The organism is Pseudomonas sp. SIMBA_067 (genome assembly GCF_046534675.1).
Classification (GTDB): domain Bacteria; phylum Pseudomonadota; class Gammaproteobacteria; order Pseudomonadales; family Pseudomonadaceae; genus Aquipseudomonas; species Aquipseudomonas putida.
The window spans coordinates 1-239 of sequence record NZ_JAWRYH010001261.1 but is presented as its reverse complement, the minus strand read 5'-3'; the positions used below and the strand labels follow the sequence as shown (position 1 = coordinate 239).

Here is a 239-nt window from a genome sequence, read left to right as displayed (position 1 = left end):
ATTCTAACGCCATCTAGAGAATATTACTAATTAGTTGCGTGTTAATTTATGACAAATAAAAAACAGTCAGCCAGTTCACAGCGTTGGCTTAAAGAACATTTTGATGATAAATATGTTCAAGAAGCGCAAAAAAAAGGCTGGCGCTCTCGAGCTGTTTTCAAATTAGACGAAATTCAAAACAGAGATAAGTTATTGCGTCCAGCAATGACAGTAGTAGATTTAGGCGCAGCTCCAGGGAG

At 37.7% G+C, this 239-nt stretch carries 1 protein-coding gene; it reads left to right on the top strand.

Annotated elements, in window-relative coordinates; all coding sequences use genetic code 11:
* Positions 1–48: 48 nt before the first annotated feature.
* On the top strand, positions 49–239 hold a 191-nt coding region (locus tag SB765_RS33345; protein ID WP_410932999.1), incomplete at its 3' end, for an SAM-dependent methyltransferase.